This window comes from Collinsella aerofaciens ATCC 25986, from assembly GCF_010509075.1.
In the GTDB taxonomy this organism is placed as follows: Bacteria; Actinomycetota; Coriobacteriia; order Coriobacteriales; family Coriobacteriaceae; genus Collinsella; species Collinsella aerofaciens.
In genome coordinates, this window is sequence record NZ_CP048433.1 from 1,256,250 (window position 1) to 1,282,454 (window position 26,205).

General features: G+C 61.1%; 21 protein-coding genes, 1 tRNA gene and 1 riboswitch. Of the genes, 2 read left to right on the forward strand and 20 right to left on the reverse strand.

Annotation, left to right across the window (positions count from 1 at the left end):
* Positions 1-32: 32 nt before the first annotated feature.
* A tRNA-Val gene (locus GXM19_RS05815) sits at positions 33-108 on the forward strand.
* Between the two features lie 514 nt (positions 109-622).
* On the opposite strand, the gene GXM19_RS05820 is transcribed toward GXM19_RS05815, so the two are convergent.
* The 13 genes from GXM19_RS05820 to GXM19_RS05880 form a co-directional block, all read right to left on the reverse strand.
* Complete coding sequence (locus GXM19_RS05820; protein ID WP_115596155.1) at positions 623-1,957, reverse strand: IS256 family transposase; 1,335 nt, start codon at positions 1,955-1,957, stop codon at positions 623-625.
* A gap of 366 nt (positions 1,958-2,323) precedes the next feature.
* Positions 2,324-3,607, reverse strand: coding sequence for an aspartate aminotransferase family protein (locus GXM19_RS05825; protein WP_040358993.1), 1,284 nt, complete (start codon positions 3,605-3,607; stop codon positions 2,324-2,326).
* A gap of 64 nt (positions 3,608-3,671) precedes the next feature.
* Positions 3,672-4,652, reverse strand: coding sequence for an acetylglutamate kinase (gene argB / locus GXM19_RS05830; RefSeq protein ID WP_006234947.1), 981 nt, complete (start codon positions 4,650-4,652; stop codon positions 3,672-3,674).
* Positions 4,653-4,733: 81 nt separating this feature from the next.
* Positions 4,734-6,002, reverse strand: coding sequence for a bifunctional glutamate N-acetyltransferase/amino-acid acetyltransferase ArgJ (argJ, locus tag GXM19_RS05835; protein ID WP_006234946.1), 1,269 nt, complete (start codon positions 6,000-6,002; stop codon positions 4,734-4,736).
* A gap of 134 nt (positions 6,003-6,136) precedes the next feature.
* Positions 6,137-7,207 carry an N-acetyl-gamma-glutamyl-phosphate reductase gene (gene argC / locus GXM19_RS05840; RefSeq protein WP_006234945.1) on the reverse strand — a complete coding sequence of 357 codons (1,071 nt, stop codon included), beginning with the start codon at positions 7,205-7,207 and terminating at the stop codon, positions 6,137-6,139.
* Between the two features lie 265 nt (positions 7,208-7,472).
* Positions 7,473-7,883 (reverse strand): pyridoxamine 5'-phosphate oxidase family protein, encoded by a 411-nt coding sequence (locus GXM19_RS05845; RefSeq protein ID WP_006234944.1) that lies wholly within the window; start codon positions 7,881-7,883, stop codon positions 7,473-7,475.
* A gap of 55 nt (positions 7,884-7,938) precedes the next feature.
* Entirely contained in the window at positions 7,939-8,385 is a 447-nt protein-coding gene (locus GXM19_RS05850; protein ID WP_006234942.1) for a pyridoxamine 5'-phosphate oxidase family protein, read from the reverse strand.
* Positions 8,386-8,415: 30 nt separating this feature from the next.
* Positions 8,416-9,216 (reverse strand): energy-coupling factor transporter transmembrane component T family protein, encoded by an 801-nt coding sequence (locus tag GXM19_RS05855; protein WP_006234941.1) that lies wholly within the window; start codon positions 9,214-9,216, stop codon positions 8,416-8,418.
* Entirely contained in the window at positions 9,216-11,120 is a 1,905-nt protein-coding gene (locus GXM19_RS05860) for an energy-coupling factor transporter ATPase (RefSeq protein WP_006234940.1), read from the reverse strand. The genes GXM19_RS05855 and GXM19_RS05860 overlap by 1 nt, the downstream gene beginning before the upstream one ends.
* Entirely contained in the window at positions 11,117-11,707 is a 591-nt protein-coding gene (locus tag GXM19_RS05865; RefSeq protein WP_040358991.1) for an ECF transporter S component, read from the reverse strand. Before GXM19_RS05865 ends, GXM19_RS05860 begins: the two co-directional genes overlap by 4 nt.
* Positions 11,708-11,712: 5 nt before the next feature.
* Positions 11,713-11,905, reverse strand: a riboswitch (FMN riboswitch).
* 368 nt (positions 11,906-12,273) lie between these two features.
* Positions 12,274-13,911, reverse strand: a complete 1,638-nt coding sequence (groL, locus tag GXM19_RS05870) for a chaperonin GroEL (protein ID WP_006234938.1) — start codon at positions 13,909-13,911, stop codon at positions 12,274-12,276.
* A 96-nt stretch (positions 13,912-14,007) separates the two neighbouring features.
* Positions 14,008-14,301, reverse strand: coding sequence for a co-chaperone GroES (groES, locus tag GXM19_RS05875; RefSeq protein ID WP_040358989.1), 294 nt, complete (start codon positions 14,299-14,301; stop codon positions 14,008-14,010).
* A 916-nt stretch (positions 14,302-15,217) separates the two neighbouring features.
* A complete protein-coding gene (locus GXM19_RS05880) occupies positions 15,218-16,861 on the reverse strand; it encodes an amidohydrolase (protein ID WP_050766114.1) in 1,644 nt (547 codons plus the stop codon).
* 162 nt (positions 16,862-17,023) lie between these two features.
* Between GXM19_RS05880 and GXM19_RS05885 the strand changes: the two genes are divergently transcribed.
* Positions 17,024-18,487: a M20 family metallopeptidase gene (locus tag GXM19_RS05885; protein ID WP_006234935.1), complete on the forward strand. Its 1,464-nt coding sequence runs from the start codon at positions 17,024-17,026 to the stop codon at positions 18,485-18,487.
* 140 nt (positions 18,488-18,627) lie between these two features.
* On the opposite strand, the gene GXM19_RS05890 is transcribed toward GXM19_RS05885, so the two are convergent.
* The 7 genes from GXM19_RS05890 to GXM19_RS05920 all read right to left on the reverse strand — a co-directional run bounded on the left by GXM19_RS05890 (position 18,628) and on the right by GXM19_RS05920 (position 26,107).
* Complete coding sequence (locus GXM19_RS05890) at positions 18,628-19,929, reverse strand: zinc-ribbon domain-containing protein (protein ID WP_040358985.1); 1,302 nt, start codon at positions 19,927-19,929, stop codon at positions 18,628-18,630.
* A gap of 150 nt (positions 19,930-20,079) precedes the next feature.
* On the reverse strand, positions 20,080-21,102 hold the full coding sequence (locus GXM19_RS05895; protein ID WP_006234931.1) for a YitT family protein: 1,023 nt from the start codon (positions 21,100-21,102) through the stop codon (positions 20,080-20,082).
* A gap of 208 nt (positions 21,103-21,310) precedes the next feature.
* Positions 21,311-21,826 carry an Asp23/Gls24 family envelope stress response protein gene (locus tag GXM19_RS05900; RefSeq protein WP_006234930.1) on the reverse strand — a complete coding sequence of 172 codons (516 nt, stop codon included), beginning with the start codon at positions 21,824-21,826 and terminating at the stop codon, positions 21,311-21,313.
* A 44-nt stretch (positions 21,827-21,870) separates the two neighbouring features.
* Positions 21,871-22,248 (reverse strand): DUF2273 domain-containing protein, encoded by a 378-nt coding sequence (locus tag GXM19_RS11095; RefSeq protein WP_040358983.1) that lies wholly within the window; start codon positions 22,246-22,248, stop codon positions 21,871-21,873.
* Positions 22,241-22,786 carry an Asp23/Gls24 family envelope stress response protein gene (locus GXM19_RS05910; RefSeq protein WP_040358981.1) on the reverse strand — a complete coding sequence of 182 codons (546 nt, stop codon included), beginning with the start codon at positions 22,784-22,786 and terminating at the stop codon, positions 22,241-22,243. Before GXM19_RS05910 ends, GXM19_RS11095 begins: the two co-directional genes overlap by 8 nt.
* A 166-nt stretch (positions 22,787-22,952) precedes the next feature.
* A complete protein-coding gene (locus tag GXM19_RS05915) occupies positions 22,953-23,759 on the reverse strand; it encodes a YebC/PmpR family DNA-binding transcriptional regulator (protein ID WP_006234926.1) in 807 nt (268 codons plus the stop codon).
* A gap of 164 nt (positions 23,760-23,923) precedes the next feature.
* A complete protein-coding gene (locus tag GXM19_RS05920; RefSeq protein WP_115596216.1) occupies positions 23,924-26,107 on the reverse strand; it encodes a DUF6020 family protein in 2,184 nt (727 codons plus the stop codon).
* Between the last annotated feature and the right edge of the window lie 98 nt (positions 26,108-26,205).

Consider the following 26,205-nt stretch of genomic DNA (forward strand, 5'->3'; position numbering starts at 1 on the left):
AGCACGGGGTTTCCGCTATACTCAATCCCTGCGGGCGATTGGCGCAACGGTTAGCGCAGGTGCTTTACACGCACAAGGCTGGGGGTTCGAATCCCTCATCGCCCACCACTTGATTGAAAAGGCTCCCAGCGATGGGGGCCTTTCCTTTTTGGGCCCAGTGCAGAGGGATTCAAACCCGCAAGGGTGCGGAGCTGAGGAAACGCGTAAGCGTTTTCCGGCGCAGCACGCGAGGAGCGAAGCGACGAAGCGGGGCGCGGGCGGCGCCAGCCGCACGCGGACACCCCTCATCGCCCACCACTTGATTGAAAAGGCTCCCAGCGATGGGGGCCTTTCCTTTTTGGGCCCCGTGCAGAGGGATTCGAACCCGCAAGGGTGCGGAGCTGAGGAAACGCGTAAGCGTTTTCCAGCGCAGCACGCGAGGAGCGGAGGCCCGAAGCGAAAGCGGGCGGCGAAATGGACCCTTGGCGAATACCCATGTGCAAAAAATGCCAAATATGAGTACTGCTACCTTTTTGGTAGCAGCGTTTTCGAAGTCATAAAAGGCAAATCCGACATTAGAACGGGTGGCGCGCGCAGACGTGGTGTAAGAGCGTCCTGAGGTCCGTCGCTGCAAGTCCCGATATTACTCCTTCTTGAGACCGCGCCTCTCGACTATCTCGTCCACTATCTCCCTGGCGCGCCGCCCGAGCGCGCGGCGCCTCCCCTCCGTCGGGGCCGGCCTGCCCGCGGGCTCGGCGAAGCCCTCGGCGGCCGAGGCCTCGGAGAACACGCGCTGCTGGGACCACTGTCCCTCGGTCTCCATGAGGCTCGCGCACGTCAGGCGCAGCATCGACTCCCTCGAGGGGAAGGACTGCACGACCCTGTAGCGGCGCTTGATCTCGCGGTTGGCGCGCTCCTGGACGTTGTTGGTGCGGAGCTTGGCCCAGTGCGCCCTGGGGAAGGCCGTGAACGCCAGCGCGGAGTCCTCGGCCTGCTCGAAGACCTCGCCGGCCCTGGCGGACACCGACGCCACCCAGGGCGCCGCCTCGGCCCACACGCAGCGCGCGAGGTCGGGGTCGTCCTGGTAGACCGCGGCGTGCACGAGGTCCCTGACGGCCGCCTTGGAGTCCTCGGGCCTGCCCGAGCAGGCGCTCTGGAGGTTGCGCTGCAGGTGCGTCACGCAGCGCTGCCAGGCGCAGCCCTGGAACAGGCGCGAGACGGCGGCCACGAGCCCGGCGTGGCTGTCGGAGACCACGAGGCGGACGCCGGCCAGCCCGCGCTCGCGCAGCCCGCCGAGGAATGCCGCCCAGGAGTCCTCGCTCTCGGTGTCGACCACGTCGCAGCCCAGGAAGTGCTTGCGCCCGTCGGCGCCCAGCCCGATCGCGGTCACGACGCCCTGCGAGACGACCGACGAGCCGACCCTGCAGCTCATGTAGGTGGCGTCGAGCCACAGGTAGCAGCACGGCGTGCCCGACAGGTCGCGGCGGCGGAACTCCGCCACCTCGGCGTCGAGGTCGGAGCAGAGGCTCGAGACCTCCGAGCTCGACAGCGAGGATATGCCCAGCCTGGACGCCACGCGCTCGACCTTGCGGGTGGATACGCCGCACACGTACATCTCCTGCACGATGGCGGCCACCGAGGTGTCGACGCGCGACCATCGCGCGAGCATGCCCTCGGGGTAGTAGGTGCCGTGCCTGAGCTTGGGTATCTCGAGCTCCACGTCGCCAACGGCGGTCTTGAGCGACCTGGGGCGGTAGCCGTTGCGGCTGTTCTCCCTGCCGTCGCTGCGCTCGTTGCGGCTCGCGCCGCACATCTGCTGGGCCTCGGAGTCCATCAGCGCGTTCATCACGCCGCCCAGCACCCTGCACGCGAACTCGCGCGCGTCGCCGCACTCCTGCCAAAGCCTCGCCGCCTCGAGGGCCTCGTCGCGGCCGAGGCGCAGTACACTCTCTTCTTGGGGCATCGCCTTTCCTTCCATTCGTCACCTTCATTACTCCAACGACGAATTCTAGGCGGTGTCCCCTCCCTTTCAAGAAAGGGCGGAGGCGGGGCATGCCCCGCCTCTTACACCACATCTCTGTGCGCTACCTTAGAACGACGACTGATAGTCCAGTTAAGCCAATTTAGTTACTGCAAAACTGGACATATGTGGCCCAACTCATCTAAAAACGCCTAATTTATATGTTACGAAGTTAGTGCCCGTACTCATATTTGCCACTTTTTGCACACGGCCTATCCCAGCCATGGTAAATCGATAACAAAACGGGCTCCAGACCGCTGAATCGTGCCGCATATGGCACGTCCGCAGTCCGGAACCCGGTCCAAATTGAGTTATTGCGCTGTGTTAGGCCAAAACGTCCGACAAAATCTCGATCAGGCTGTCCACGTCGGCTTCTTCGCAGACAAGCGGCGGCAGGAAACGCAGCGTGTGGGCACCAGTAGCGTTAATCACGGCGCCGGCGGCCAGCGCGCGGGCAACAATATCATGCGCATCGCCCGCAGCGTCATCCAGATCGCAGCCGAGCATTAAGCCGCGACCGCGTACCTCGGTAACGTGCGGAAGCTTGGCCAGCGCCTGCTCCATATAAGCACCCACCTTGGCGGCATGCTCAGCGTAGTCGCCGCGCACAAGCGCGGAGAGCGTCGCGGCGCACGCCGCGACAGCCAAGCAACTACCGCCAAAGGTCGAGCCGTGGTCGCCCGGCTTAAACACGTCGGCGATCTCCTTCTTTGCCACCACGGCACCCATGGGGACGCCGTCGGCGATGCCCTTGGCAAGACTCATGATGTCGGGCTCCACGCCATAGGTCTGGAATGCAAACGGCTTGCCGGAGCGGAAGATGCCACACTGGACCTCGTCGGCGATAAGAACGGCACCCACCTCGTGTGCCAAGTCGCGCGCTGCCGCCATAAACTCCTCGGTCATGGGGTGCACACCGCTCTCGCCCTGAATCGGCTCGAGCATGACGGCGCAAATCTCGCTTCCCAGCTGCTTAAAGATTGCACGCAGCTCATCGACATCGTTGGGTGTGCAGGCCACAAAGCCGCCCGGCAGCGGGCGGAAGCTATCCTGCAGCCAATCCTGCATGGTGGCGGCAATGGTCTCGAGCGTACGGCCGTGGAAGCCGCCGCGCATGCATACGATGGTGTTGCCGCCGTTACCAGCACGCTTGGCGTACAGACGCGCGAGCTTCATCGAGCCCTCGTTGGCTTCGGCACCAGAATTGGCAAAGAACGTCTCCCACACCTGCTCGTCCGCAGCCGGGGCACCGAGCGCAGCGGCCGTGGTCTCATCGCCGGCGGCAATGGCATCGGCCAGCACGCACGCACCATCTACGTCGTCGTTAGCGAGCTTGGACAGCAGCGCCGCGACCTGGCCACGCTGCTCGATGAAGAAGTAGTTGGAGACATGCATGAGCTTTTTGGTCTGCGCCTCGAGCGCCGAGAGCACTGCAGCGTTGCCGTGGCCAAGGCTGCACACACCGATACCGGCAAGAAAATCAAGATACTCACGGCCGTCATCGCCGACGAGCTTCATACCGTGACCTTCGACAAACTCAACCGGCGAGCGGCCAAAGGTATGCATAACGTAATGGGATTCGAGCGATTGTTGAGTTGCAAGTGACATGGGATGCCTTTCGTTGGGCGCCGGGCGGCGCGGGCTATGGGTGTTAGGATGCGGCGCCAGGACCTTAAACCGTCTGGAGCTTCTCGACCTCGTCGAGGTTCTCGGTCAGGCGCGCCGCAAACGTCGAAAGCGGGTGCGGATGCGTATCGAATTCGTAGGCCGTCTCGGTGGAGTGGATCACGGTGCCCACGCCAGCATCGGTCAGCAGCTCCAGGAGCAGCGAGTGCGGCGTCGTGCCGTTGATGATGTGGGCTCGGAACACGCCAGCGGCAAGCGCATCGACAGCGGCGCGCAGCTTTGGAATCATGCCCTTGTCGACCTCGCCGCCGTAGAGCATCTCATTAACCTCGTCGAGCGTTAGGTTGGAGATAAGCGAATCCTTGTCGCTAAAGTCCTTATACAGGCCATCGACGTCGGTAAGGAAGATCACCTTGTGCGCATGAAGCGCCGCCGCAACGGCGCCGGCGGCGGTATCGGCGTTGATGTTGAAGAAGCCACCTTCCTCCCCCGCTGCGACCGTGGCGATAACGGGAATGTACTCGCTGTCGAGCAGGCGCTCGATATAGTCGGTGTTGACGTGCGTAACCTTGCCTACGCGGCCGAGCTCTGGGTCGAGTGGCTCGGCGATAAGGGTACCGGCGTCGCTGCCGGACACGCCCACGGCCAGGTTGCCGTGGTGGTTGAGCGCCGCGACCAGCTCCTGATTGACCTTGCCGCCCAGCACCTCGCGCACGATATCCATGGTGGCAGGCGTAGTCACGCGCTGGCCGTTCTTAAACTCGACGGGGATGTCGTAGTGGCTGAGAGCCTCGTTGATGGCCTTGCCGCCACCGTGCACGATAACAGGGCGCATGCCGATAATCTTGAGCAGGACGATGTCGCTCATCACGTCACGACGCAGCTGCTCGTCGACCATGGCGGCACCGCCGTACTTGATAACGACCGTCTTACCGGTCAGGTTCTTAATCCACGGCAGCGCCTCGAACAGCAGCTGCGCGGTAACTTCGTTGGATTCGCTCGAGCGACAATCGCGTGCGAACTTCATAGTCTGCCTCGTCTTTCGTTTAGCTATCGCGCCGTACCTCGTTGCCCGAGATTGCAGCGGGATGCACGGCACATCGGGAGTCTAGGAACGGTAGTCACCGTTAATGGAGATGTACTCGTGCGTGAGGTCGCAAGTCCACACGGTGGTCGCCGCGTCCCCTGCACCCAGGTCTGCCGAGATCACAATCTCGGGCGCCTCAAAACGTCGCAGGGCTTCGTCCTCATCGAAGGGGACCGTCAGGCCATCGCGACAGACGGGCATACCCATCATGTCGATGGACACATCTTCTTGGTTAAACTGCACGCCGCACTTACCGAGCGCCATGGCAACGCGGCCCCAGTTGCAATCGTGGCCGGCAATGCAGGTCTTGACGAGCGGCGAGTTGGCGACGGCACGAGCGGCGATATCGGCCTCCTCGTCGTTCACGGCGCCGGTGACGTTAACCGTCACGAGCTTGGATGCGCCCTCGCCATCTGCGGCGATGTTGCGCGCCAGGCTCTCGCACACCTCATGCACGGCAAAGGCCAGCTCGTCGAAGGCGTCAGAGCCCTCGACAATAGGCTCGGCATCTGCGGCAGCGGCGCCGGAGGCAAGCATGATGCAGGTGTCGTTAGTCGAGGTGTCGGAATCGACCGTTACCTTGTTGAAGGTCTGTTTGACGGTGGAGAGCAACAGGGCATGGAGCGCCTCCGGCTCGACGGGGGCATCGGTAGTGATGACCGCGATCATGGTTGCCATGTTGGGCATGATCATGCCCGAGCCCTTGCACATACCGCCCACCGTATAGGCATTGCCTGCGTGCCCCGCGGCCTCGCTGCGGTAATACACGGCATACTCCTTGGAGTGCGTGTCGGTCGTCATGATAGCGCGGGCGGCATCAGCGCCACCATGGGCGGAGAGTGCCTCGTAGGCGGCAGGAACGGCGGTCTCAAACGTGTCAATCGGCAGAATCTGACCAATTACGCCCGTGGAGGCGACCAAAATCTGCTGGGGCTCGCAGCCGATGACCTGCGAGGCGATGTTGCAGGTCTCGCGCGCGCAGGCAAGACCGGTCTCGCCCGTGGCGGCGTTGGCGTTGCCAGAGTTGATAGAAACACCGGCGATGATGCCATAACCTTTGTCGGCGCCGCCCAGGTTGACACGGCTCACCTGCACGGGCGCCGCACAAAAGCGGTTAGTCGTAAACACGCCGGCCCCGGGACAGGGTTTATCGGGCACGACGAGCGCGTAATCCAGGCGCTCGGGATTCTTGCGGAATCCGGCATGGATGCCCGCCGCCTTAAAGCCGGCTGCCGCCGTTACGCCGCCTTCTACGGCACGAATCTTGATATCGAACTGCTCTGTATTCATCGTCTTTATGACTCCTTATGTCAAACAAAAAATGGGCATCGGTTGGTGCGCCATGCCAGCCACAATCATGAGACCAGCTTAAGAGTGGCGCCCCACTCGATGCCCGACTACCAAATCGCTAACAATCGAATGTGCTACACCGGGCACGCCACTGTGGGCAAGCCTCGTCGCTCGTCAAAACCAAAGACGATGTTTGCGCACTGGACCGCCTGGCCTGCTGCACCCTTGCACAGATTGTCGATGGCGCCCGTAGCCACCAGAACGCCCGCACGCTTGTTGAGCGCGAGGCCGATTTGGGCGGCGTTGGTGCCGACGACCGAAGCCGTCTTGGGCTGCTGGCCGGCATCGAGTACGCGCACGAAGGTGCGACCGGCGTAGAACTGCTTGTAATGGTCGACAACGTCCTCAAGGGTCAGCGTGTCGAGAGCCTGCGGCGCGAGCGGCAGCGTCACCGTGGAGAGTAGGCCGCGCTTGAGCGGTGCCAGATGCGGGGTGAAGACGATGCGGTCGGCCAGGCCAAGTATCTGCTCGATCTCGGGCGTATGACGATGCTTGCCCACGCCATATGCCTCCAGATTCTCGTCTGCACTGCAAAAATGCGTGCGGGCGTTGCAAGACTTACCGGCACCCGTCACGCCGCTGATAGCGTCGACAATCACGGGACCGCTCTCGGCCACCCAGCCCGCGCGCACGGCAGGCGCGGCAGCAAGGCTCGTTGCGGTGGGGTAGCAACCGGCGCAGGCAACCAGCACGGACTTGCCGTCAGCATAATCGGATGCGGCGGTCTCCAAGTCCTGGCAGAACAGCTCGGGCAGACCAAAGGCGCGGGTCTTGAGTAGCTCGGGGCTCGTGTGCTCGGCGGCATACCAGGCCTCAAAGGTGGCCGGATCGCTCAGGCGATAGTCGGCCGAGAGGTCAATGCAGGAGACTCCCGCGGCAAGCAGGGCGGGCACCTGTGCCATGGCAGCCGTGTGCGGCACGGCCAAAAAGACCGCATCGCAGTTCTTGAGCTCGGGGGCGTCATGCGTCGTGAAGACAAGATCGCTTACGCCGGCGAAACTCGGATACACCGCAGACAACGGCTGGACGGCATCGGCGTTGGACGTAATGGCAGCAAGTTCAAACTCGGGATGACCGAGGACGAGGCGAATGAGCTCGGCGCCGGCATATCCAGCCGCACCGACGATTCCAACCTTTAAAGACATATCAGACTCCTTGTCTGCAGTTATGCACCAATGCGCATCCCGCAGCCGTCGTTATGAAGTGGGTTGAAACTTTAGCACCAAAAGATGCATATCTACGCAAATCTTTTACATATTCATGCATTGAAACAGTCCCGACACATTCACTCGAAGGAATTGACAAATAAATGCGGGCCCCATATTGCCCAGTGCGCCTTACGGTGACGTTGCAATGTGGGGCCCGCTACATGCGAGAATTTGAATTGTCGAAGCTTGCTGAGAGACTCGTTTAGAGCTCGATCGGCACCCATTCGTCATGGTTGCAGATAAAGGCCTCGGGTTCCTCCACGCTAAAGAAGACGAGCGTGGGATCGCCTGCGCCCTCGTAGTGCTCGCCTAGGCGCTCCAGGTGCTTCCAGCCTGCCTCGCGCATATCGAGAGCGGCCTGGTCATCCAGACCCGCACGCCCGCGCAAGATGAGCCAGCCATGGCCCGGCCACCAACTCGTGGCCTCAAAGCGTTGATTTTGCAGCAACTCTTGCCACACGTCTTTGGTGCGCGCCGTTACAAACCACAGCTTGCCGTCCTGGATCTGCGCAAACGAAAACGGACGCACATGCGGCTGCCCGTCAACGCTCGTCGCCAAATACCATGCCGGTACCGACGTCAGATACTCCAACACCGTATTCAATCCGTCCATGTGTCCTCCTGACGCTCGTATTTTTTGGGTCTGGGCTGTTTTAGCTACCCTATGGTTAAAGCTCCAGGCGCTCTTCGCTGCCGTCGATATCACAGAAGCGGGCGGCGATATTGCGCACCGAGAAGAACGCAAGGCGACCGTCGTTGGCGCTCTCGTGATCTTCGCCGATGCCCACCATGTGCTTAAAGCCGGCTTGGCGCACCCGGTCACTCACGACCGCGTCGTCCTCGAGCGCGGCCTCGCCAGTTAATACGATCCAGCACTCCCCCGGTTTCCAACCCGAAACCTCAAACTTGGGGTTCGCGCTAAGCTCGGCCCACACATCCTTATCGCGCGAGGTGCAAAACCACAGCTTGCCATCATCGACCATGGCAAACGAGAACGGCCTCACGCGCGGCTGATGTCCGTCCGTCACGTCGATCGTGGCGAGATACCACGCCGGAATACGCCTAAGATACGAACAGGCGCGCTCGAGCTGCGCCGTGCGGTCGTTATCGGTCATAGGGACCCCTTTCCTGCGCTCGAATCGCGCCTAAACAAGTTGAAGATTGATGACGATGACGCAGATGAGCAGCAACGCCGTCACCACCGCCGCCAGCGCATCGCCGCGGCCAAATGCAAGCGCATGCAGACGTGTGCGGCCCTGCTCGCCATGATAGCAACGGGCATCCATGGCGGCAGACAGCGTTTCGGCATGACGGAACACGCCCGTGAACAGCGGAATCGCCACACTGCCGAGCATACGCACGCCGCCGAGCGGGCCTCCCGTCACGCGCGCACCGCGGCTCGCCTGTGCATCGGCCGTCTGCTTCATCTCGGTGGCAAACTGCGGCATAAAGCGCAGCGCGATACCCATGATCATGCCGAGCTCGTGCGCAGGAAGTCCCACACGCGCAAACGGCGCGAGCAGGCGCTCAAAGCCCGCGGTGAGATCGAGCGTGGGCGTGGTGAGCGTAATAGCGCTCATGCCGGCCATCATCAAGGTCAGGCGGCACGCCATAAAGGCGGCGGAATGCAGCGAGCCCTCGCTTATCTGCAAAAAGCCGAGCTGCCACAGAATGCGCCCGCTCTGGTCGGAAAACAGGTTGAGCACCGCGACCACCGCGACGATCGCCAGCAGCGGCGCCATCGATGACAGGACGCGACGAGCCGGCACCCGGGACACGGCATAGATCAGGACAACGAAGATTGCGACCGGGACTAGTCCGCGGAAGCTGCTGACCGTGAGCGTCGTGATCAGAAACACAAAGCCCAAGAGCAACTTGGTTCGCGGGTCCAGGCGGTGAATTGCACTATCGCCGGGATAGTAGCTGCCAAACGAAAACGCCTCCATTAGCAGCCCTCCTCTCGCGCGACCGTCTTGGATTTAGCAATGTCCGCGACGTTAGAAGGACCGTCCGAGCGACCGATAAGCAGGTCCACCAGTTCGTCTGCCAGCGACTCAACCGTATAGAGGCCGTCAAAGCGCAGCGGCACGCCTGCCTTCGCAAGCGCCAGCGCCATGCGCTGGGCAGCGGGAACACCCAAGCCGATCGACTTGAGCTCATCGGCATACGCAAAAACCTGAGCGGGCGTACCCTCGGCAAACACCGTGCCCTCGTTCATCACGACAATACGGTCGCAGCAATTGGCAAGGTCATCCATACTGTGTGAAACCATGACGACGGTCAGGCCCTCGTCATGAAGATGGCCGATGAGCTCCAGGAAATCCCTGCGGGCTGCCGGATCGAGCCCCGCCATGGGCTCATCGAGTACCAGGACCTCGGGCTCCATGGCAAGCACGCCAGCAAACGCCACGCGCCGCTGCTGCCCGCCCGAGAGCTCAAAGGGACTCTTGTCGCCCACCGTGGCCAGGTCGAGGCCCACGCGCGCGAGCGATGACTCAACGCGGTGGGCAACCTCGGCCTGCGACAAGCCAAGGTTATGCGGACCAAATGCCACGTCCTGTGCCACGGTCTCGGCAAACAGCTGACGCTCTGGATACTGAAACACCACGCCGACCTTTGCCTTAACCGCGGCGGCATCTTTCTTGTTTACCAGGTCGAGCCCCAACGCGTAAACGGAACCCTCCTGGGGACGAATCAGTCCGTTGAGATGCTGAACCAGTGTCGACTTACCCGAACCGGTATGGCCCGCAAGGCCCAGGAACTCGCCACGACGCACCGTCAGCGATACATTGCGCAACGCCCAGGGGCTGCTAGGGTCGTTGCCCCAGAGGGCCTGTTTGTTCGATGCACCCTCGGCAGCTGAGCGCTTGTGCCAACGGCGACGCTCGCGGGCGCTCAGCGAATAGCCATACGAAAGGTGCGAAATCTCGATGACGGGCTCCAGCGCGTCTGCGCCATCGATTGCAGAGGAAACGTTGTCGGGAATACGAGGATCGGATGCGAAAGGCCGCCCGGCGATGCCTGTCCTACTCCGCTCGGTATAAGCCTGCGCTATATCGGCGACCATATCCGCCTCGCGCACCTGCGCGCAAATGGGCACGCCCTTCGCGCGAAGCGCCCTGCCAAGACAACACGATGCCGGCATATCCAGATTCAGCCGCGCGAGTTCGTCCGCCCGCGTCAAGATCTCCTCGGGCGTGCCCAACATGGCAACGCGCCCCGCCCGAAACACCGCGACTCGATCGGCCTCAGCGGCCTCTTCCATAAAGTGCGTAATCATCACGATGGTCATGCCGCGTTCGTGCAGCGCGTGACAGGCCTTCATAAGGCCCTTGCGCCCGCGCGGGTCGAGCATCGAGGAAGCCTCGTCCAAAATGAGCACGCGCGGCTCCATGGCGAGCACGCCGGCAAGCGCCACGCGCTGCTTTTGTCCGCCCGAGAGAGCGTGGGTCTCGTGGCGCTCAAAGCCCACCAGACCCACGGCCTTCAGCGCCTCGCGCACGCGCTGCGCGATCTGGGCCGATTCGACCCCTAAGTTCTCGGGACCAAACGCAACATCGTCCTCGACAAGCGTTGCCACCAGCTGATCGTCGGGATTCTGGAACACCATGCCAGCAGTCGAGCGAATGTCGTAGACCAGCTCGGGATCGGACGCGTCCATGCCGTTGACGCACACCGTTCCCGCATCGGGCTGCAGCAGCGCGTTCAGGTGCTTGGCAAACGTCGACTTGCCCGACCCGTTTCCGCCGAGGATGCAGAAAAACTCGCCATCTTCGATGTTCAGATCGATGCCATCGAGCGCCGGTGCAACACCGTCATAGCTAAAGGAAACGCCCCGACACTCAATCATGCGCGACCTTTGACCTGGTCCTTCTTGGGCGTGATGAGATTAGAGACCGCCTTGTACACTGCAAGCGTCAATACCGAGTTAAGCACGGTCTTGATAAGGTTGAACGGCAGAACAGCAGGAAGCATGAGTGGCAAAATCACATCGGCCGAGCCATACCAGAACCAAACGCCGATGGTCAGGTTTGCGACCATAGACAACGCCGTAGCGGCAATAACGCCCAGCGCCAGGCCAATCACGGCGCCCTTATAGGTATGCATCTTCTGGTAGACGATAGCCGCAGGCAGAATATAGCCCAGCGTGGCAACCAAGTTCATAAGCGCACCGACCCAATCGCCCGTGGTAAGCGCATGGATAACGATCGCCATAGCGGCAACAGCGGTGCCGGCACCAGGGCCATACGCAAATCCACACACCATCGCCGGCACCAGCGACGGGTCATACGTCAAAAACGGCGCCGAGGGGAGGATGGGCAGCTGCACATACATAAACAGTGCTCCCAAGGCGCACATCAACGCCATGGTAACGAGCTGTTTGGTGCTCCACCTATTCGTGTTCTCAAAATGGATATGCTGCGACTGTTCAGACATAAGATCACCTGCCTCTTTCATCCGGACTCTAACCGTTGGTACTGGGATCTCACCAGTTCAGCCGGCATGCGAACCAACGCACACACGGGTCGCGGACTCATCGGCTCGGCCGCAGGCACGTTTCCTGCGCCACGGTACCCCTTTGGCACCGCCCGATTTACCGCCAGTGGGGAATTTCACCCCGCCCTGAAACAGCAATTGCAAGTGTAGCACGGGCAGGCTTTCGCGCAAGTATGCCAAGAGTAATTTATGGTGGGGATCAGTTGCCGCAACAACCACGTTCTCCGTTCGCTCCAAAGTAGCGCGCCTTTCGCGCAAAGCGCGAAACAGCGAAAGGGACACGTATCCCCATCAACCACATTCTCCGCCCACGCCGACCTCAAGGCCGTAAACGCAGGGGATCCGGGGGCGTGACGGGGTTTCTCTCCGGAACATTCCGCACTGACGCAAAGAGGCTCCGCAGCGCGAAGCGCGATGCGGAGCCTCTTTGCATGTCCGAGGACGTTCCGGAGAGAAACCCCGTCACGCCCCCGGATTCCCGGTGGGAGTTCTAGACCTTGTCGGCCTTAGTACATACCGCCGCCCTGCTGACCAGCGGTAGCAGCAGCGATAGCATCCTCAAGCTGAGTGTTCTTGGGCACATCGGAGACGGTGGCCTCGGTGATGAGAATCAGGCTGGCGACAGAAGCAGCGTTCTGCAGGGTGACGCGGCTGACCTTGACGGGGTCGAGGACGCCCATCTCAATCATGTCGCCCCACTCGCCGTTGGCAGAGTTGAGACCCTGGCCGGCGGGCAGCTCGGCAACCTTGTCGACCACGACAGCGCCCTCAAAGCCAGCGTTCTTGGCGATGGTAGCGACCGGAGCGGTCAGAGCCTTCTTGACGATATCGACGCCAATCTTCTCCTCGGGGTCGTCGATCTCAACAGCGTCGAGCGCAGGAGCAGCGTCCATGAAGGCGACGCCGCCGCCAGCGACAATGCCCTCCTCGACAGCAGCGCGGGTAGCCTGCAGGGCGTCCTCGACGCGGTGCTTGATCTCCTTGAGCTCGGACTCGGTAGCAGCGCCGACCTTGATGACGGCAACGCCACCGGAGAGCTTGGCCAGGCGCTCCTGGAGCTTCTCGCGGTCGAAGTCAGAGGTGGTGTTCTCCATCTCGCCCTTGATCTGAGCGATGCGGGCGTCGATGGCCTCCTTGGAGCCAGCGCCGCCGACGACGACGGTGTTGTCCTTGGAGATGGTGACGGACTTAGCGGTACCGAGCATATCGGCGGTGATGTCAGCGACCTTCACGCCCAGCTCGTCCAGGGCAGCCTGACCACCGGTGAGGACGGCGATGTCCTCGAGGATGCGCTTGCGGCGATCGCCGTAGCCCGGGGCCTTGACGGCGCAGACGTTGAGGGCGCCACGGATCTTGTTGAGGACCAAGGTCGGCAGAGCCTCGCCGTCGATGTCCTCAGCGATGATGAGCAGGCCACGGCCAGCGCGCTGGACAGCCTCGAGAACGGGCATGATGTCCTGAACGCTGGAGATCTTCTGGTCGGTGATGAGGATGTACGGATCCTTCATCACGGCCTCCATGCGGTCGTTGTCCGTGACGAAGTAAGCGGAGACATAGCCCTTGTCGAACTGCATGCCCTCGACGGTGTCGATGGTAATGTCGAACGTCTGGGAATCCTCGACGGTGATGACGCCGTCCTTGCCCACGACCTCCATGGCCTCGGCGATCTTCTCGCCGACCTCGGGGTCACCGGCGGAGATGGTACCGACGGAAGCGATCTGCTCCTTGGTCTCGACCGGCTTGGCCTGCTTCTTCATCTCGGCGACGGCGGCGTTTACAGCCTTGTCGATGCCGCGACGGATGGCCAGCGGGTTGGCGCCGGCGGCGACGTTACGCAGACCGTCGTTGACGATAGCCTGGGCGAGCAGGGTTGCGGTGGTGGTGCCGTCACCCACGGTGTCGTTGGTCTTGGTGGCGACCTCCTTCACCAGCTGAGCGCCCATGTTCTCGATGTTGTCCTCGAGCTCGATCTCCTTAGCGACGGAAACGCCGTCGTTGGTGATGGTCGGGGCACCGAACGTGCGCTGCAGAGCGACGTAACGGCCCTTGGGGCCCATGGTGACGGTAACGGCATCGGCCAGAGTGTTGACGCCCTTTGCGAGCTTGGCGCGGGCATCGGTGTTGAACGTAATGTTCTTTGCCATGGTAGGTAATCCTCCAAAAGAAATGTGACTCGCGTCGCCGCTTCCGAGTCCTATGCGGCAGGCGCGTTCAAAGACGAATCAGAGATTCTGACGAGGCTAGGCCTCGACGACGGCGTAGATGTCGTCGGCGCGCATCAGCAGATACTTCTCGCCGTCGACCTTGACCTCGTTGCCACCAAACTTACCGTAGATGACAACGTCGCCGACCTGAACGTCCATGGGGATGCGCTCGCCCTTGTCGTTGACCTTACCGGCGCCAACGGCAACGATGGTGCCGCGCTGCGGCTTCTCCTGAGCGTTGCTGGCGATGTACAGGCCAGAAGCGGTCTTCTGCTCGGCCTCGTCGGGCTTGACCAGGACGCGATCTGCAAGCGGCTTCAAAGACGACATGCTTGTTTCCTCCTTTTTGGGCCGCGCGGTCATGCCGCGCGGGTTAACCCTTTTTGTTTGCGTACGCGTTGAATGGTACCCACGAATGACGGGTTATACAACACGGAGTCAAAAAATCTTATTTTTTGGCACTTAGATTTTCTGAATGCCGGGGGATAACTTAGCGGTGGCTCCCGCGTGGCTCCGGAGGGCGGGCATAAGGTTTCCTGCTCGGGCAGTCCTGCTCGCACGAAGGCCACATTAAGTGGCCTTCGGCTCGTGCGGAACTCGCGATAAACCTTATGCCCCGCCCCTCCGGAGCCACACGGGAGGCAGGTTAACTAATTCGGGCCCGACATTCAGAAAAGTCAGTGCAGCAAAATGGCGATGCGGATAGGAACGTGGGTATGGGTTTCGCTGCGCGCACGGGTCCCCTGGGAAGCACCGTGCATTTTTGGGAGTATTCAGCAAGCCAGGACGGCTGCATACGCGCCGGACATACCTTATTGGTCCCAAGAACGCCTTCAGCGGGCGGTTTTGGTCGGTGGGCAGACCCCGTTGGGACAAAAAGGCATGCTTCGCGCCGTACCGGAGCCCAAAATGACGTCAATCTCCGCAACGTTACTCAGCCGCAGCGGCACCGGCAGAGCTCGCGGTGCTGAATACTCCGTTTTTTGCACGGCACGGGCGGGGGTACATCAGGATCAGGAAGGACATCCCAGCCTTTTTATTCAATCTGTAATGGGAAGTATGCAAAACACCAAGAGATAGCATTGCTGGTGTCCAAATTGAGCGCGGGGCAGCAGCACCTCCGCCCCGCACCCAAATCCAACAGAGCAGGGACGCTCATGGCGGATCCCCACCAAAACGCAAACGCGGCTCGAGCGCCATCCCAAAATAGGCTGCGCGAGCCGCGTTTAACGGTACGACATGAATATTAGCGCTCGTAAATCAAGTTGCCTGCCAGGTAGGTGGCCTGAACTTTTGTGGCCTGGAGCTCTTGGGGGTCGATGGTGAGCGGGTTTTGGTCCAGGACTACCAGGTCGGCATACTTGCCGGGCTCCAAGCTGCCGAGGTTTTGCTCGTCGCCCGCTGCATAAGCGCTACCCAGGGTGTAGTTGCGCAGGGCCGTTGCCGCATCGATGCGCTCGCTCGGCAGCCAGCCGCCCTCGGGCCAGTGGCTTTTGGGGTCCTGGCGCGTGATAGCCGTGTAGAGCACGTTCATGCTGGTAACAGCTGTGATAGGGCTGTCGGTACCGAAGGCTTGGCGAATGCCGCGCTGCTTATAGGTCGCAAACGGCCACATGATGCGGCTGCGCTCCAGGCCCAGATCGCGCTCGGGGCCGCCTGGGTCGAGTGTAATGTGACAGGGCTGGCTCGAGGCAACGACGTTAAGCTTGCGTAGACGATCGATGTCCTCGGGCAAGAGGTTCTCCAGGTGCTCGAGCGTGTTATGGCCGTGCTGGGGCAGGCCGTACAGTTCGGCGGCCTCCTCAAAGATATCGAGCGCGGCATGGATGGCACCGTCGCCGATGACATGGATGCGCACGGTATGGCCGCGCTCCGCGGCCGCCAGAACCAGCTTGCGCATGCGCTCGGCAGGAACCGTCAGGCGACCTTGATCGCCCGGGAAGCGCGGGTTGGTATAGGGCTCGGTGAGATAGGCCGTGTGTTCGCTCGACACGCCGTCGAAAAACTGCTTAAAGCCTGGCGCCGAGAGCAGCGCGTTGTTCGCGTAGCGGGTCTGCAGCTCTTCCAAGCGCGACTGGTCATCCAACAGCGTGGGGAACAGATGGGCTCGGATGCCCAGCTTGCCGGCTGCCTGCAGTTTGTCGTAGACGTCGTCGCGGATAAAATCGCAGCCCGGCATGGGCATGAGCGACATATCGCATATCGAGGTGATGCCCTGCTCGGCCATACGCCTCATTTGATCGGCATAAGCACTTGCGATGCGATCCTCCCCCAGCCACTCAAGGCAGCGCGGTAGCAGCTGCATGGCAGCCGCCTCGTGAGCAATGCCCGTGAGCTCGCCGTTTGCGTCCTTGTCGTAGCTGCCGCCTGCTGGTGGCTCGCTGTCGCGCGTGACGCCGAGTGCCTCGAGTGCGCGGCTGTTGAGCCAAAGCGTGTGTCCGTCGCCCGAATACATAACGCAGGGACGATCGGGGAATGCCGTATCGAGCGACGCCTTGGTTGGATGCTCGGGCGGGTCCCAACGGTAATCGCGCCAGCCCTGTGTCACAACCCAAGCGTCGTCGGGCAGGTCCTGGGAAAACTCGAGCGCATGTTGCACCAGCGCCGCCTCGGACGTGCCCATATCCATGAGCATGTACGGCGAGGAACCGACCGAGGTATGGAAGAAATGCAGGTGCGCATCGTGGAAACCGGGGCAGATGAATTGCTCGCCGTAGTCGACAACTGGCGCGGCGGCAGGGGCGGCGGCAATCACGTCATCGGGCGCGCCGACCGCGACGATGCGATCACCCGCGATGGCGATCGCCAACTCGCGGGCGGCATCGATGCCGTCTTGGGCGGTAAAGACGTTCTTGGAACGGATAATCCGATCGATATGTTGCATGGGCATCCCCATCTCTGGCAGGAAATTCAACACCCCCGAGTGTACTCCCCCGCCCTTGCAACAAAACCCCAAGCGGCAAACGGCAACTTTACCAGCCCTAGCGGCAGGTGGCATACTGGAAAGAGCCTGTACGATTTTGCGATCAACCCAGCAAGGAGCAAATCGACCATGACGAAGACCAAGGCACAGCAGATTATGGCGGCGACCGAGGCTCGCGCGGCTGACGACGTCACCGCAGCCATCAAAGATATCGCTACCGAGTTTGAACCCTATATCATCAAGCAGCGCCGGCACTTCCATAAGCACCCGGAGCTGAGCCTTGCCGAGGAGCGCACGACCTCCGACATCGCCAACCAGCTCGACGCCATGAATATCCCCTACGAGCGTCCGCTCAAGACGGGCCTTGTGGCGACCCTTCGCGGCACCGCGCCCGACGCCTATCGCGAGGACGGCACGCCACGCCGCCGCATCCTGCTGCGCGCCGACATCGACGCCCTGCCCGTCACCGAACAGACCGGCGAGGAGTTCGCCAGCGTCAACGAGGGCTGCATGCACGCCTGCGGTCACGACTGCCATATCGCCATGATGCTCGGCACGCTGCAGATTCTGCGCCACATGACCGATGACATCCACGGCGAGATTCGCATCGTATTCCAGCCCAGCGAGGAAAACGGCCAGGGCGCCAAACTCATGATTGGCACGGGTGTGCTCGACGGCGTCGACGGCGCCTACGCCGCGCACATCTGGAGTGAGGTCGACGCCGGCACCGTGAGCTGCGAGCCCGGCCCACGCATGGCCAATACCGACTGGTTCCGCATCGACGTTCGCGGCACCTCGTGCCATGGCGCCATGCCCCAGCGCGGCCACGACGCCGTTATGGTTGCCGCCGAGATTGTCAACGCCCTGCAGACCATCGTCTCGCGCGAGATTAGCCCCTACGAACCCGCCGTCATCACCGTCGGCGAGCTGCACGGCGGCACCGCACGCAACGTTATCGCCGGCACGGCCTACCTCGCCGGCACGGTGCGCACCTACGGCGATTCGACCCACGAGGAAATGCCGGAGCTTATGCGCCGCATCGTGGAGCATACCGCGGCCGCCTTGGGCGCCGAGGCAGAGCTCACCGACTACACCATCGCCAACTACAAGGTCGAAAACGACGCCGCCTCGAGCGAGCGCTGCCGTCAGGCTGTAATCAAGTGCCTGGGCCCCACCGGCCAAGGCCATTATCGCGGCACGCTTTCGGGCGAGGATTTTTCGGAGTACCTGCGTCGCGTACCGGGCGTGCTCGCCTTTGTAGGTACGCGCAACCCCAAGATTGGCGCCACGTACGCCCAACATTCCTGCTTCTACAAGATCGACGAGACCGTGCTGGCAAAGGGCTCCATGGTGGCCGCCCAGTATGCTATCGACTTTTTGGCCGAGCCCACGCAAGAGGAGCTCGACGGCCCCGCGATTACCGCGGTCGCCGAAACCAACCCCGATCTGGCCGCCAAGTTGCGCTCTGCCAAGGCGACGACCGCCGAGGCTCGCGACGCCATCCATGATGCCCGAACGGCTCGCCATGCCGCGATCAAGGGCATCCACGACGCACGCGCTGCTGCACGCCGCGAGGAGAAGCACGACGAGTAGTCGATTCGCTGGCATCTCGCAGTCATAGCCACATCGCGATGTCAAAGCGGGGGCGGACGTTTCGACACGTCCGCCCCCGCTCATTCTTCAAGCGCTATTTCTACTATTTCTACCCCGTCCCCAAATGGCAGACGGCATGGCTACTCGTCCTGAGGTTCCTCGTCGGAGCTTGGCTCGGACGCCGACTCAGGTGCAGGTGCCGGCTCAGGTGCAGGTGCCGGCTCAGGCTCAGGCTCAGGTGCAGGCTCGGACTCAGATGCCGTCTCAGGCTCGGGCGCCGGCTCAGGCTCGGTCGCGGGAGCGGGTGCAGGTGCCGGCGAAGCATCCGGAGCACCGTAACCCGAAGGGGTGGACTTCTTCTCGAAGGGCAATACAAAAGTCAGGACGTCGTCCTTATCCTCATCGGCCCACTCGCTTGCATAGCGTGCGGCCCAATAGCCAACGGCACGGTGCTTGAGTATCTTGCCAAAAACCGTAAGAAATACGGTGACGAAAGCGACCAGCACCAAGAACAGCGCGAGCGTGACACCACCGCCGGTAACAATTGCCTCAATACCCGTAGGACGATAGTAGTAGCTATACATACCGACAGAGGCAATGGCGCCAAAGACGACCGTCAAGATCCATGTGACAACGTTGGCGACCAGGCCCGTCAAAAACTCGGGAAGGAACGAAGCACAGAACAGCTTGGTCTTGTTGTTCTTAAAGGCCGCCCAGACCTTATCGAGCGAAAACGCGCTCTCGACGCGACCGGTCACCGCAAAATGCATCACGGCGATGTCGGCGAACATCTTAAAGAAGACACCCAGAATCGCCGAGGCAATTAGCGCCAGGACAAGCAGGCCGAGCGAACCGAACAGCGCAGCCTCGAGCGCATAAGAGCCGTAATAAGAATACGAGCCCGCAGCGCCAATTACCACGCCCTCCACCAGCGAAAGCACTACACCGATCACGGGAATGGCAGCGATAACCTCGAGCACGACCGAAATAACGCTCGAAAAGACTCCGAGACCAAACGACGTGGAACGCATGAGTGGACGGTCCATGCCGTCATCGACCTTGAGCGACAGATCGCGACCCCACTCGATACCAAAGCCGGAACCGCACACGCTCGCAATGCAAGCTGCCAAAAAGCCGATGGCAGCCGCAATGCCGCCAATAACGGGAATAAACAACACGAGCACCGACACAACGCAAATCAGCGCCGGCAAAAACGCGATTTGGCATACACGCTGAAGCACGCCCGGAGTCTTGGTCATATCTTGGAACGCCTGAGCCACACAGCCCTTTGGCGCATTCGCCACGGGCGGTTGCGGAACAAACTGCTGGGGCTGAGGCTGTCCCTGGGGAGCGGGGCCAGCGGCACCGGCATTAGGAGCACCACACACGCCGCAGAACTTGTCGTTATCGCCCATGGGGGCGCCACACTGCGAGCAGAACATCGAAATCATCCCTTCGTATCTAGAGCGAATCACCTGGATCGCAAACGATGTCTTTGGCATCATTATCACCCAATGTGAGGACAAATACTCTTAGATGACGTATTTGCAACGCGCGAGGCGCTTTTCGATTGTTTGATGAGTGTGTCCGCGCTAGTTCGTGCCGCGGAAGCCCTTGCCGACGATCTCGGAGCTGTCGACGATCGTGATAAAGGCACCCGGATCGACTTCGCGCGCGTAACGGCGCAGTTGCACGGCCTCGCGACGGCTCAGCACGCTCATGATCACCGTCACGCACTTGCCCGAGAAAGCACCGTAGCCGCGGCTGATAGTCGCCGTGCGGTTGAGATGCTTGACGATAAACTCCTCGACCTTAAGGGGCTCGGAACAAATGACCGTGCAGACTTTGCGCAGATGAATGCTCTCAATGGCTTTGTCGACCACAAGCGTCTTGGCAAACAGGCCGAGCACGCAATACAAACCGACACGCGGGCCATACAAAAAGGCCGCGATGGCCACGATGCCGATATCGACAAACAGCAGTGCGCGACCAATCTCGAGCGTGGTGCGGCGTTTGAGGATCATAGCGAGAATGTCCGTGCCGCCCGTCGAGGCGCCAATATCAAAGACGATGGCGCTGCCGAGCGCCGGCAGAATCACGGCAAAGCACAGGTCGAGCCACATATCGCCCGTCATCGAGACATCGGTCGGAATAAAAAGCTCAAAAAGCGAAACATAGGCGGACAGCGCAAACGAGGCGAAGACACTCCAAAGAATCGCCTTGCGCTCCAAAAAGATAAAGCCCAAAACGACGAGAACCGCGTTGATAATCCACATAAAGACGCCGACGGGCAGGGTCGGGAACAGCGTGGACAGAATGACCGACACGCCCGAGGTGCCGCCAAAAGCAAAGTGATTAGGGGTTTTAAACGCAACGATGGCAAAGGCCGTAAGAATCAGGCCCAGATTGAGCTCGGCAAAAAAGCGCGGGAAACCCGGCTCCTGGCTGCGCTTTTGGCCGGCACGCTCGCCGCGCTCGATATCGGTGCGATCAACCACGCGCTCCATCGGCACTACGGGAGGACGATGCACCTCTTCGGCAGCACGCGATGCCGCCTCTGCCGCGGCGGCCTCAATCGCCCATGCCTTGCTTTCTGTTTCGTGCTCGTCAGCCATTACGGCAACCCCTCGTTAACAATTTGGAAACAATGCGCCCATTAGGGTAACGCGGAACGCGACGATTGCAACCCCTAGTTAGACGAGCGGTATGCCTACATCGGGGGGCATACAAATAACGGCCGGCCACGCTTTTGCTTGCGCGGTCGGCCGTTTAACGTTTTCGCAGATAAAACCTGCCAAAACAAACCTGTCCCTTTTTGGAAGGTTATTCGTGCTGGCTGGTGCGGTGCTCGTACTCCTCGGGGGTGATGACGTCCTCGATACGCAGGTTGACGCCCGCCACCTCAAGGCCGGTCATCGCGGCAAGGCGCTCGGTGACACGTGCCTTGACATCGTCGAAGATCGCGGGCGCATAGGCACCGTACTCGATAATGACGGAGATGTTGACGACCACGCGATTGTCATCGGTGACCTCGACCGTCACGCCCTTGGTCAGATTCTCGGCACCAAACTGCTCCTGCACAAAGTGCATAAGGTTACCCTTCATGCCCAGAACGTGCGGAACCTCGCGGGTGGCCATGGCAACGATCTTCTCGATCACACCGTTGGAATAGGTCAGCGAGTCCTCGGACTCGTCCGCTTCCTCGTCATCCTCATCCACATCGGACTCGGCCTCGACGAGCGCCTCATCCTCGAGCGTTACGTCCTCGGCCTCGGCGGTGACGGTCTCGTCTGCCTCGAGCTCGGTATCGGCTACATCGACCTTCGTATTAAAAGCCATGGTTCCTCCTTATGCCTGCCGCGGATGCGACAGTCGAATACATATTAGCGACCGCTAAACAGACGGCCGAAGAAGTTGACGATCCCGTTCTCGCCGTCGCGAATTTGGCCGATCACAGCGCCGATCAGCACGAAGAATGCAATGACGAGCGTGTCCCACAGGCCGAGCGTGAGCACCAACACAGCGAGGATAAAGCCAGCGACGGCGCCGAGCGTGGTGTTGGGATGACGAACAGCATAGCTCCAGATGGCAGCGCCCGTACCCTTGATGAGACCCATAGCCTCATCAAAATCCGCGGCTGCCGCGTCTTGTAACTCGGTTGCCTCTGCTTTGGAATCAACAGGTTCGCTCGCCGGCGTGGCGCTCTGGTCAATCGTCAGGCGCGGCGTACGAGCGGTCTTATCTTGATTGGTATCACTCACCGGAAACCTCCACGGTCTGGACGGTAGTCTTGGACGGCAAAAAACGGACGCGCGTGGTCGTACCCGGCGTGCCGAGCATGGTGTCGCAAGCTTCCTCGATGCGCTGCTGCATCGCGGTAGCCAAAGATGCCACGTCCTTATCGTCAAGCGCGATAGCCTCGACCTTAAAACGGACGTGCGAATCGTCGGAACCTTGGACGCGGGCCTCGACATGCTCGATCATCACGCGATCGTCGCGCTCTGCAGCAGCCCTGGCGCACGAAGAAAGCGCCGCGAGCGTGACCTCGATATTGCGCTCCCCCGCCGGATGCACGCAGGACGGCTCGCGACGAGCAAACATCAGGCGGAAGAAGCTTACCAGCACGCCAATCGCCACAACTCCGCCGCATGCCGTCACGACAATGCGCGGCATGGGGTCGCGCATCAGCAGCATAAAGCGATACGTATACGGCCCCCAAAACTGGCAGACAAGCGTACCCAGCGCCACGATGGCGGCGGCAAGATACACGATCGCTAGGGCTCGTTTGAGTACGCGCACGTGGCGCTCCCTTCAAATCTCGGCTCTCGAAATGCAAAACGGTTCGCATCATTATAAAAGAGCCGGGTCCGGTGCTCTACGCACGCGGATCCGGCTCATCTATTCCACGAGGCTTGCATGCTCGCTTCATTATGCCCAGATATGCACGGCTTAACCCGTGCGGGCGTTACTCCTCCTCGAGGGCAGCAATGACCTCGTCGGTCATGTCCATGGTGCTGTAAACATCCTGGACGTCGTCGAGCTCCTCAAGACGGTCGATGAGGCGCTGAACCTTCTTGGCGTCGGCGCCGGAGACCTCGGTCGGGGTGGTCGGGACCATGGTGGTCTCGGAGCCCTTGACCTGGACGCCCTGCTCCTCGAGCGCCTTGGAGACAGCCATGACCTCGTTGGCAGTAGTCCAGACGATCCACTCCTCGCCGGCGTCCTCGTAGTCCTCGCCGCCGGCCTCGGCGATGGCCATCATGAACTCATCCTCGTCACCGGCAGCACCGTTGGCGATCATGGTCTCCTTCTTGGCGTTCTCGTCCAGGATCTCCTTGGCGACGACGATCTGGCCCTTGCGCTCAAACTGGAAGGCGACGGAGCCGGAGGTGCCCAGGTTGCCACCAGCGTGGGAGAAGGCGGAACGGACATCAGCGGCGGTACGGTTGCGGTTGTCGGTCAGGCAGTCGACGTAGACGGCGACACCGGCGGGACCGTAGCCCTCGTACACGATGTTCTCGTAGACGGCGGCATCGGCACCCGAACCAAAAGCCTTGTCGATAGCGGACTTGATCTTGTCCTTAGGCATGGACTGAGCCTTGGCCTTGGCAACGGCAGCGGCGAGGCTGGCGTTGTTCTCGGGCAGCGGGTCACCGCCGAGACGGGCAGCAACGGTGATGTTGCGGCTGAGCTTGGAGAAGAGGGCGGAACGCTTGGCGTCCTGCGCGCCCTTACGATGCTTGGTTGTGGCCCACTTAGAGTGTCCGGACATACGTGTCTCCTATCGGTTTCGACCTAAAGCCCAGCGCAGATGCTCGGGCAATATAAACAAACGTCGTTATGATATACCTACTGGCCTGCGAGATAAACCCCAAAATGAAGGCGTCGTGATGATGGCCCCTTTGGTGCAAAGAAACCTGACCCCAATACACCAAGCTAGAACCAGAGGAAGTCGCTACGGGTGACGGTGGCGCCGATGGCGAAGGGCATGCAGGCGATGACCGGATACAGGTAGCGCATGTAGGTCGAGCCGTTACATGGACCGATCAGGCACACGGCGAGCACGCCCAACAGCGGCACCCAGATCGCCAGCGCACGCCATGAATGACGACGCAGCAGGTAGACCACCACGGCGATCATGATCCACACATAGGTGGCCGAGCTCATGGTGAGCGAAATAAACGGGATGCGCTGCACCGCCACACGGTACAGATTGATCAGGTGGTCGCACCAGCGCACCATGTTGCTGTCAACCGGATGGAAGTCGAAGTACTTGAGGTTGTCGGGGCGCGCCATAATCTCGGCACTACGCGCTGTGCTGTAGACCCAGGCATCGCGCGCGCTCGGATAAAAATAACCATAGTAGTTATTGATAAGCGCCGAGATATAGCACTCGGGATCCTTCTTAAACATCTGAGCCCATACCTCAAAATAGGCATCGATGTCCTCCTGCGAGGCATACTCGTTAAAGCAGTTCTTGACGGCATCGGACTTGTCGGGGTTGTAGCGGCGGCCCAGGTTCTCGTACTTGAGCACACGGTCGATCACGGCACGCTCTTCGTCGGTCACCAAGCCGTCGCAAGGAGCCTCCACAATGGTGCCGTCCTCCTTAACCGTGGGGTTGACGCCCGAGTTGAGGCCGTCGTGCTTTTGGACGAAACGAGCCGTCTGCTGGAACGGAATCGAGAGGATTTCGCGCTTGGAACCAGGCGTGATATCGTGCGCCGGCATAAAGACCTTGGTGAAGTACATATTAGAGGCAAGGCAGAGCGCGAGCACCGCGAGGACACCGACCCAGCGGAAACGCGGGATGGCGCCTGAAGGCGCAGCACCAGTCTGCTTGGCTGCACGACGAGCCACATGCACGTCCCATACGCAAAACGCCGCCGCGATTACGCATGCCGCCAGGGGAAACACCAGACCGCCGTTGCGCAGGAACGTGGAACCCATGGCGCCCAGAGCGAGCAGCAGCCAGTCGTGGCGCGCAAAGAGCACGGGGGCTTTCTCGCCCGCTCGCTCGGCATTGGCATCACGACGGGGCAAGCCACATGCCACGAGCTTGACGGTCTGTACCAGCAGCACCAAAAACGCGTCGGCAAAGAGCACGTCTTTGGTGAGCAACGCCGCGTAGTTAGAGAACATCGGCATAAACGCAAAGAACAGCAGGATCGCACCGCGAACCGGCAGGCTCACGCCCAGTTTGCGCAGCGACGAAATGGAATAGGCCATGCAGGCGGCCGTGATGACAAATTGAGCGCAGGTATAGATGATGAGGCCCGCGTTAGCGCTGTTGAACAGTGAAAGCCCCAGCTGGACGCACGAACCGATGATAGCCGTGTGCACCACGGGGTGATGTCCGTTGAGCAACACATTGGGATTGAGCAGACGCAGGTAGTCACTCGTGCCGTTGGGGTAGTTGAACCACTGGCGAATCTGCGCGCCCGTATCTCCCATAAAAAGACCGGGCAGCGAAGCGATGAGCGTGGGCGCCCAGGCGATCATAAGCACCAGGAAGGGCCCGGCAAAGGGATGGACCGAGAGCACGGCGTGAGTCACACGCCATACGCGGCCAAAGTGCGCTTCGGAAAACGGAATGCGCCGAGAGCTCAGCCAATCTAGACACTCAAAGGCAAGGTAGAAGGCAACGACCGCCAAGAGCATCCAGCCCGCGCCGCCAATCCAGGCGCAGATGATGCGGGCTTTGTCGCCAAGGACAATCTCGGCCGAGTCGGTGAGATCGTAGCTGCGGCCGAACACCATGCAGATGGCGAAGAACAGCGACGGCAGAATGATCGATGGACGCCAGGTGTCGCCACGGCCAAAGAACACGTAGCGAAACGGCAAGGTGAGCAGGCAGGCAAGTGCAAGCAACATGACCGCGTCGGTATGGCCGGCAAACGAGAGGAGCACCTCGTAGCACACGTACAGCATGCCCGAGGCTTTGGGGTCAATCGCCAAGACTGCGTTGCTCGACACCGGGGCGGGATCGATGGAAAACGCCGTGGTCGCCAACAGCGCGAGCAAAAATGCGATGAGCGTCTGCTTGGCGGGGTAGCGCTTAAACCAGACGATGCGGGCAGCGTCGCGCGCAGCCGTTGTGGAGAGGTCGGAATCCTTCACAGTCCGAAAGCCTTTCTAGAAACCTGCCAAAAAGGGACAGGTTTATTTTGGCAGGTTTTATCTGGGGAAACGTTACGGTTCTGTCATCGTCGCCCAGC